The sequence below is a fragment of the Acinetobacter sp. FY683 genome (assembly GCF_059515885.1).
Map to the genome: position 1 here is coordinate 19,923 of NZ_JCAKNA010000028.1, position 9,426 is coordinate 29,348.

The 9,426-nt window shown below is 39.4% G+C and carries 8 protein-coding genes and 1 riboswitch; all 8 genes read left to right on the forward strand.

Features of this window, described 5'->3' with window-relative positions:
* Positions 1-20: 20 nt before the first annotated feature.
* A riboswitch (cobalamin riboswitch) is annotated at positions 21-225 on the forward strand.
* A 39-nt stretch (positions 226-264) separates the two neighbouring features.
* The 8 genes from AC5YDH_RS12480 (at position 265) to tnpC (ending at position 9,395) form a co-directional block, all read left to right on the forward strand.
* Entirely contained in the window at positions 265-2,109 is a 1,845-nt protein-coding gene (locus AC5YDH_RS12480) for a TonB-dependent receptor plug domain-containing protein (protein ID WP_496119971.1), read from the forward strand.
* A 95-nt stretch (positions 2,110-2,204) separates the two neighbouring features.
* The gene (locus AC5YDH_RS12485; protein ID WP_496119973.1) at positions 2,205-2,783 is read left to right on the forward strand and encodes a cob(I)yrinic acid a,c-diamide adenosyltransferase; all 579 of its coding nucleotides are present in this window, start codon (positions 2,205-2,207) and stop codon (positions 2,781-2,783) included.
* Positions 2,784-2,820: 37 nt separating this feature from the next.
* Positions 2,821-3,546: a glycerophosphodiester phosphodiesterase gene (locus AC5YDH_RS12490; protein ID WP_496119975.1), complete on the forward strand. Its 726-nt coding sequence runs from the start codon at positions 2,821-2,823 to the stop codon at positions 3,544-3,546.
* Positions 3,547-3,807: 261 nt separating this feature from the next.
* Positions 3,808-4,974: an acyl-CoA desaturase gene (locus AC5YDH_RS12495; RefSeq protein WP_496119977.1), complete on the forward strand. Its 1,167-nt coding sequence runs from the start codon at positions 3,808-3,810 to the stop codon at positions 4,972-4,974.
* 210 nt (positions 4,975-5,184) lie between these two features.
* Complete coding sequence (locus AC5YDH_RS12500) at positions 5,185-6,630, forward strand: protein adenylyltransferase SelO (protein WP_496119979.1); 1,446 nt, start codon at positions 5,185-5,187, stop codon at positions 6,628-6,630.
* Between the two features lie 325 nt (positions 6,631-6,955).
* Complete coding sequence (gene tnpA, locus AC5YDH_RS12505) at positions 6,956-7,384, forward strand: IS66-like element accessory protein TnpA (RefSeq protein ID WP_005108355.1); 429 nt, start codon at positions 6,956-6,958, stop codon at positions 7,382-7,384.
* Positions 7,381-7,716 carry an IS66 family insertion sequence element accessory protein TnpB gene (gene tnpB / locus AC5YDH_RS12510; protein WP_496118774.1) on the forward strand — a complete coding sequence of 112 codons (336 nt, stop codon included), beginning with the start codon at positions 7,381-7,383 and terminating at the stop codon, positions 7,714-7,716. The genes tnpA and tnpB overlap by 4 nt, the downstream gene beginning before the upstream one ends.
* A 74-nt stretch (positions 7,717-7,790) precedes the next feature.
* Positions 7,791-9,395, forward strand: coding sequence for an IS66 family transposase (gene tnpC / locus AC5YDH_RS12515; protein ID WP_496118776.1), 1,605 nt, complete (start codon positions 7,791-7,793; stop codon positions 9,393-9,395).
* The last annotated feature ends 31 nt before the right edge of the window (positions 9,396-9,426 follow it).

The window sequence follows — 9,426 nt, forward strand, 5'->3', positions numbered from 1 at the left end:
TTTCACATGCTAACTTTATACTTTGCACAAATGCAATAAGTCTTAGCCATCGCTATAGGGAAGTTGGTGCAAATCCAACACTGCCCCCGCAACGGTAAAATGAAAAGCTTATCTTTATAAATTGAAAAATTTACGCCACTGCAATTTTTTGTGGGAAGGTGGGTAAGTAGATCGAATTTTCGATCACGTTTAAGTCCGGATACCAGCTTATTGCGCCCTTAACTCAATCATTCACGGGGGGTGAATGTATGGAGCTCAAAAAGCATGTCTACCTTTTTTCAACCTACTGCCCTTGTAGGTGCTATCGCTATTGCAATGGGTTTTTCAACAATCACATCTGCTGCAGAAAATGTCTCAACACAATCTACTAGAAATACCTCTTTAGAACCCTTAGTCGTTACAGCAACATTAACTGAAGATAAAATTGAAGATGTTCCTGCTCGCATTTCTGTCATTGATCAAAAGATCCTTCAGCAATCACCAATCACATCTCTACCTGAATTATTAAAACGTGAAGCGGCTGCAAATATTGTTCAATCAGGTGGCTACGGACAACAATCCTCTATTTTCCTACGTGGTACGAATTCAACCCAAACGCTTATTCTTCAAGATGGTGTTCGCTTAAATACAGCATCTGCAGGTTCCGCATCTCTTCCATTTTTAGATACAACAAATATTAAACAAATTGAAATATTAAAAGGTCCTGCTTCTGTTTTATATGGAACAGATGCTATTGGGGGAGTTGTACAACTCATTACACAAACACCTGAAAAAACAGAAGCATTTGTTACAGGTCAATATGGTGAAAACAATACCTACAAAGCTATTGTTGGTGCAGATCTTTTTGATGATGGCTTTTATGCTCAAATTCGTGGCCAAAATCTAGCAACAGATGGTACACCAGTTACCGATGCTGTAAATGCTGAAGATGCAGGTTTTCACCAAAAAGGATTTGGTACTAAAGTTGGAGTAAAAAAAGAAAACTATTCCCTCTCTTTAGACTATGATCAGAATCAAGGTGTAAATGAGTACAGTTCCTCAAATACGTTAAAAAGCCAAGATTTTAAAAATGAAATGCTCAATCTGAAAGGTCAAGTGAATTTAAATGAACAGCTTGAACTAAGTGCTCGTTTATCTCAATTCAAAGATGACCTTGATCAAAATCAATCAGTAGATTTCATTCATAGTAAAACTCAAGAAGCAGAAGTACACACCAAATGGCAATTTTCACCTGCTCAAAATCTAATTTTTGGTGTTGCTCATCAAAAAGTTACAGGCGATATTATTTCTTATGGTGCTGGCTATAATGAATCTGTCAATTCCACAGGTTATTTTGTACAACATCAATATGATCAAGATGGAATTCACACCCAGCTTGGTCTTCGCGTAGAAGATAATCAGAAATATGGAACCAATACCGTTGCTCAAGCCGCTATTCGTTATCAAATACTTCCTTTAACCAGTATTTATACTAATATCGGTAGTGCATTTAGAGCTCCAAACTTAAATGAACTTTATTCTTCTTCGAGTGGCAATCCAAACCTAGATCCTGAAAAAAGCACATCTTATGAAATTGGTTTAGATCAAAAACTAAATTATGGTTTCAGCACTGGTCTCTCTTTATACCAAACAGATGTAAAAGATCTCATTAACTCTAAACAGATTGCACCATCCACCTATCTAAATCAAAATATTAAAAAAGCTAAATTTAAAGGCGCCGAAAGTTATCTTAACTGGGAAAATGATCAACTTTTCGCTAAATTAGCCTATAACTATGTCAAAGCAACAGATGAAACTGAAGCGAAATCTACAGAATTAACTCGTCGCCCTAGACAAAGTTTTACACTAACTGCTGGATTGCAAAATGAAATCTATGGTCTAAGCGGAACATTATCATCTAAATCAAGTGCTCAAGATTATCAACGTGAAAATCCTGGTTATGTAACAATTGACTTAAATGCTTATTGGAATATCAATCCAAACGTAAAAGTATTTACCAATATTGAAAATGTCGGTGACGTAAAATACAAAACCGCATCTAATGGAAATGGTGTTTATTACATCAACGGTGGTCGTGTAGCTTCTGTAGGTGTAACTTTCAAATACTAATTTCATCAACCTATAACTAAATACTTTTGAGGATAATGTCACAGCTGTGGCATTATCCTTTTTAACTAGAGATATCTGAATATTAAGGAAATAACATGGGACACCGTTTAAGTAAAATTTATACCCGCACAGGTGATTCAGGAACAACAGGACTTGGCGATGGTTCACGCGTTTCCAAAGATGATCTACGTATTGAAGCACTTGGCGATGTAGACGAGCTCAACTCAAGTATTGGGGTTTTACGCTCACAAATTGCAATAAGCGCAATTGAAGATAAAGCCACTTGGGATAAATCATTAAGCCTTATTCAACATTGGCTTTTTGACTTAGGTGGAGAAGTTTGTATTCCAAACTTCAACTTAGTTCAGCCTATTGCAATTGAATATTTAGAAAATGAAATTGACCGTTTAAATGAAGACTTACCCATGTTAAAAGACTTCATATTGCCTTCAGGTTCATTAGCTTGTAGCTTTGCACACCAAGCACGCGCTGTTTGCCGTCGTGCAGAGCGCAGATTAATGTCCGTTCATGCTCGTGATCAAAATATTCAAGCACCTTCTTTACAACTATTGAACCGCTTATCAGATTGGTTATTTGTAGCATCTCGTGCTTTACAGCGTGCAGAAGGTGGCTCCGAAGTGCTCTGGCAAAAAAATATTAACGAAACAATTTAAGCGTATAATTAACTTAAAGGCTTTAAGAAGAAACCCTATGCGAATTATTGGACATCGTGGCGCACGTGGTGAGGCACCAGAAAATACACTTGGTGGATTTCAATATATTCAAGACTTAGGTATTCGTGCTGTCGAATTTGATGTTCGACAACTTAAAGATGATGCTCTCATCATCATGCATGATGACCAAATGATTCGTACAACGGGGCAAGACAAATCACTCTATGAATGTACATCGAGTGATTTGTGCAACTATGATCAATCTCACACATGGGATGCTTGGGGAAATTTTGAAATTACACCTCTACTCGATCATACTCTAAAAATTATTCATAACTTTGATCATATTGAAGTTGAAGTAAAAGCCGTTAGTTCAGCTTACGATGCAAACAAGCTTGTAGAAACATTACAAAAACACTTAAATGGTTATGAAAATTCTGCCGTTATTACGAGCTTCGATACTAAAATTCATCAAGCACTCAACCAACAAAACTCTTCTTTTCGACATGGTTTATTGATTGAAAATGACATTCAACATCGTGCAATTGATCAAGCATTAGCACTTGGATGTTGCCAAATTGGATGGATGAATGAACTTGCTACAGATGAAATAATTACTGCGACACAAGCTGCCAATTTAGCGATTAGCGTATGGACAGTAAATGATGTAAAACGCGCTCAAGAATTACGTCACTTAGGCATTAATGGATTGATCACTGATTTTCCTAAAGAAATGCAAAAAGCTCTACGCTCTACAACTTAATCATTTTCACTATCTCCTTTATTTCCAAGTATTTCCATTGGTTTTTAAAATCAAACTATTCCGTTAAGATAGGTTTTTAAGCTTCTGTAAAAGCTATTATTGGGGTGATTTGTTTTGTATCAATTTAACACAATACAACTGTACAATAATGATAGTGCATCTTTTAAAAAGCATGCTAAGATGCTAAGAATTACAGCTTAATTTTATACAAGCTAAAGCTACATTTTATAACCTGCAAAGGTTCTAGGAGTACTGTTGGAGATGAATGCTCCCCTACCAAAAGCCCCAATCAACTGGATTGCAGTTTTTGCATTGGTGTTTTTACCTATTGTTGCGATAATCGCTATTCCACTTTACGCATATCATCATGATTTCAGCGTAAGTGCGTGGGTAAGTATGTTTGTTTTACTAGGTGTCAGTAGTCTTGGTATTACTGCAGGCTATCACCGTCTATGGGCACATCGTGCTTATGAAGCAACATTGCCGTTAAAAATCATTTTAATGTTAATGGGTACTTTTGCTGTTCAAAACAGTATTTTGTTTTGGGCATCGGGTCACCGCACACATCATCGTCATGTAGATGATATCGACCAAGACCCATACTCAATTAATAATGGTTTTTGGTATGCACATATTGGTTGGATGCTTCGTAACTATCCAGCAGCTGAAGCTAACTATAAAAATGCTCCCGACTTATTAAAAGATAAAGTCGTAATGTTCCAAGACAAATACTATATTCCGTTAGTTATTACTGTTCATGCTGCTATTTTAATACCAATTGGTTTAGCAACTGGCGATATGTGGGGTGTATTGTTATTGGGCGGTTTAATGCGTCTAATCTTAAGTCATCATGTGACTTTCTTTATTAACTCTTTATGCCACATGTGGGGTTCACGTCCTTATACAGACGAAAATACTGCACGTGACAACTTTTGGTTAGCTATTGCAACTTGGGGTGAAGGCTATCATAACTACCATCACATCTTCCAATACGACTATCGTAATGGCGTGAAATGGTGGCAATATGACCCAACTAAATGGTTAATTTGGACTTGCTCTAAACTCGGTTTAGCTAAAAACTTACGTCGTATTCCTAGCTTTAACATTAAGAAAGCAGAGTTGGCAATGAAGTTTAAATATGCCGAACAAGACATTGCTATTTATGGTCTGAATGTCAGCGATGATATTGAATCTGTAAAAGCTAAAGTTGCTCAAGAATATGATGCTTTCACTCATACTTTAAATGATTGGGCAAAGTTAAAAGAGCAAGAAATCCAAGCGAAAAAAGCTGCTGTTGCGGAAAAAATTCACCAAATGGATGACAAACTTAAAGTCGAATTCCAATTGGTAGAACAGCGTCTTTCTCATCATCGTGCAACACTGAACTTACTTGTGCGTAATTTGAAAAAGAACCCAGCATCAAACTAATTCAATCAATGTTAAAAAGCCCCATTTATGGGGCTTTTTTTATAACCTGATAAAATCACCATCGCTAATTTTAACTGTTTATAACAAGAACGTTTCTAAGCTGACAGGTTTTATGTTTCAATAAATCATAATATGAATATAAAAGCTTTTTTATAAATGAAGATGAAGTTTGCTATATTAAAACAAGAAACTTTATAGATATTTGCCCCTATGCAATTTAGCTCACAATACCCATCTCTTAGCCCGAAACTTTATCATCAACAACAGCCTGCTCCTTTAAAAGGTGCTAAAGCAGGACATTTTAATGAAAATTTAGCCAATGAATTAAACTGGTCTGAAGATGATAAAAAATACTGGGTAGAAATTTGTAGTGGGCAAAAAACCTTTGCAGAATTTGAACCACTTGCCATGGTATATGCAGGTCACCAATTTGGACAATGGGCAGGTCAATTGGGAGATGGACGTGGTTTACTTATTGCACAAATCGTAAATCAGCATAACCAAACCATAGACTTACATTTAAAAGGTGCAGGTTCTACGCCCTACTCTCGTATGGGAGATGGACGTGCTGTTTTACGTTCGGTAATACGTGAATATTTAGCAGGTCATGCGTTAAATGCTTTAGGAATTCCCTCAAGTAATGCTGTAGGTTTTACGTCATCTGCTCAAGGTGTGCAACGTGAGAAACTAGAACTTGGGGCGATGATGCTCCGTACATCTGACAGCCATATTCGCCTTGGACATTTTGAATGGATTAATCAATATCAAGCAGATCTACTGCCTGAATTTACGCAAAAATGTATTGAATGGCATTATCCTGAATGTCTTGAGGCAGACCAACCGATTTTAGCCTTTGCCACAAAAGTCATTCAACGTACTGCCGTAATGATTTCACATTGGCAATTGGTAGGTTTTGCCCATGGTGTAATGAACACAGATAATCTAAACATTACAGGCTCAACTTTAGATTTTGGTCCTTATGGATTTATGGAGCGTTTTCGTCCAAATTGGATTAACAATCATAGCGATTACAAAGCACGTTATACCTATCAGCAGCAACCAAGTATTGGTCATTGGAATTTATGGACATGGCTTAATAATTTAGTTCCACTTTGTCCACAAAATATTGATAAAGAACAATGGAAAAATGAGTTTGCTAAATGCTTAGAACACTTCGAGCCAACTTTCTTAGATCATTACAAACATGGTTTAAATCAAAAAATGGGCTTGCCAAGTTTTCATAAAGATAGCTTTGATTGTGCAATGGCTTTCTTGCGAATTTTGCAGAGTGAACAACTTGATTACACACAAAGTTTTATTCGTCTACAAAACAAAGAATTTGAAGCTTTAAAAGATGATTGTTTGGATAGATTTGCTTTTGAAAACTTTTTAATCCAATACGAAGCTATTCGAAATGGACAAGATTTAGATGAACTTGATACCCAAATGAGAAAAGCTAATCCACGTTATATTTTACGCAATCACATGGCTCAAAAAGCGATTGAACATGCTGAACGTAATGATTTTTCTGAAGTAGATCGTTTATTTAATTTATTAAGTCAGCCATTTACTCAGCAAACTGACCTAGAAAAACCTGAAGATTTAGCCCCGCTTCCAAGTGACGTACCTGAAGTTATGGTGAGCTGTTCGTCTTAATTCATATTGACTCACAAATAGCTTGTGGATAATTTAATCATTATCCACAAGCGTACTTAAAATAAATCACTATTTCTCAATCAAACAAACCTTATTTTCACTATTATTTTAATTTTTCAAAGTGGGCTTATTCTCGTGCTTATTGTGCATCAACCATACGGCTCGTTTATATCTAGCAATTCCAATATAAATTCTACTCTTAAAACCCTCCTGCAAGATAAAGTTCTCAATATCCCCTTATTTCGTAAGCGTCCGCTGAATCCCACTTTTTCTAACTCATTAATACCGCGATAGTGTCCACTAAATTTTAAGTGGACACCTATTTATGGATTTAAAGACAGTTATAGACAGCACACCAACGCTAAAAAAGCCTCGTCGAACCTTCACGGCTGAATTTAAACATCAACTTATTCAGCAATGCCAGCAGCCAGATACATCAGTGGCCAAGGTCGCAATGCAACATCAGATCAATGCCAATCTGTTGCATAAATGGATTCGTCAATCCAGATCAATACCCCCTGCATTAACAACCCCATCTAGTCCACAGACTGACTTTCTTCCGGTCATGCTTCACCCGACTCCAGCCAAACAAGACGCACCTCCGCTATCTGTTCCGGAGAAGAATACTGTCGCTCATATCAGAATTCCACTGCATCAGAAACAATGTTCTGCAAGAGATCAGGTGATCGAAATCGAATGGCCAGTGGAATCGGCCAAGGAGTTGCTGCTTTTACTTCAGGGCTTGATCAAATGATCCGTATCGATGAAATCTGGCTCTCTACCCAGCCGATGGACATGCGTGCGGGTATGGATACGGCTATGGCGCAGATCATGAAAGCCTTTGGCTACATTAAACCGCATTGTGCTTACCTGTTCTGTAATAAACGTGGCCATCGCATGAAAGTGCTGGTACATGATGGACTGGGCATCTGGCTGTGTGCCCGGCGGCTGGAACAGGGAAAATTCCACTGGGCGCAGGTTCACCAGGGTGAAAGCATGGCGATCAGTCCGGAACAGTTACAAGCACTGATCCAGGGTTTGCCCTGGCAGCGCATTGGACGACAGCAGGTGGTGACGATGCTTTAAACCAGGCTGGTCCATTCTGCTATTCTCCAAACGTTCTATTTCCTCTGCGTCATGACCTCAGGCATACTGCGGTCATGAATACGCTGCCAGACTTAAGCCAACTGACCCATGAACAACTGCTGGAATTTACCAGACAGTTGGCAATGCAGCATCAGTCTCTGGCACAATCAAATCAAGAATTAGAAAAATCAAACCAGCAATTGGATGCCAAAGTTCAACATCTTTCTATTCTCAATCAAAAATACGAGCATGAACTGGCGCTGTTTAAACAGCACAAATTCGGTAGTAAAAACGAACATCTCACCGCAAAACAAATCCATCTGTGGGATGAGGCGGTCGAAGAAGATATCACAGCAGTCGATCTGGAACTGGAGCGGCTGAATGCAGATAAAACCGATGCAGCGACACACAAAGCCAAAGCAAATAAACCTAAACGTCGACTGCTGCCCGATCATCTACACACCATTCGTATTGAGCATGAACCAACATCAACCCAATGTGCTTGTGGCTGCCAACTCCGTCGTATCGGCGAAGATATCAGTGAAAAACTGCATTTCAGACCGGCACAGTTCTATAAGGAACAGCATGTGCGTGGCAAATGGGTCTGTGATCAGTGTGACACCCTGACTCAGCAAGCGATGCCCGCCTATGTGATTGATAAAGGCATTGCTTCACCTGAACTGCTCAGCCATGTGCTGGTCTCGAAATACGCTGATCATTTGCCGCTGTACCGTCAGCGCCTGATCTATCAGCGGGCGGGCATTGATCTGTCCAGATCTACTTTATCTGACTGGATTGGTCGCTGCGGTGTGGAACTGGAACCTCTGGCCAATGCCTTAAAACAGGTGGTGCTGCAACAGCGGGTGCTGCATGCAGATGAAACACCAGTCACCATCATGCGGATGGGTGAGAATGATAAAAAACCGAAGAAAGGTTATGTCTGGGCCTATGCCACTACACAGTACAATCCAGTTCAAGCCGTGATCTATGACTTTCAGGATAGTCGTTCAGGTCAGCATGCAGAAGAGTTCCTGAATGGCTGGCAGGGCCATCTGGTCTGTGATGATTACAGCGGTTATAAAGCACGCTTTAAATCAGGCGATGTCATTGAGGTGGGCTGCATGGCACATGCACGTCGTAAATTTCATGAACTGCATGTGACCGGGAAAAGTCAGATCGCTGAACAGGCATTAGTGCTGATTCAGAAACTGTATGCGATAGAAGCAGAACTCAGGAAAAAGACCGATGGTACAGCAGAACAGCGCCGCGAATACCGACAACAGCATAGTCAACCGGTGATGCAACAACTGTATGAATGGCTCAACCAACATCAACTGACTGTGCCATCGAGTTCTCCAACCGCCAAGGCGATCAATTACACTCTGAAGCGTTGGCCAGCTTTAAGCCGCTATCTGGATGATGGCAATCTACCGATTTGCAATAACTGGGTGGAAAACCAGATGCGCCCCTGGGCGTTGGGACGTAAGAACTGGTTATTTGCAGGTTCGCTGCGCAGCGGTCAGCGAGCAGCCAATATTATGACATTAATCCAGTCAGCAAAGCTGAATGGGCTGGATCCGTATGCCTATTTAAGTGATGTGCTGAAAAGATTGCCGACACATAAAGTGACTCAGATTGAAGAATTGCTACCACACCGCTGGAAACCTGAACCGAATTAAAAAATAGGCATGGGGTTCAGCGGACGCTTAC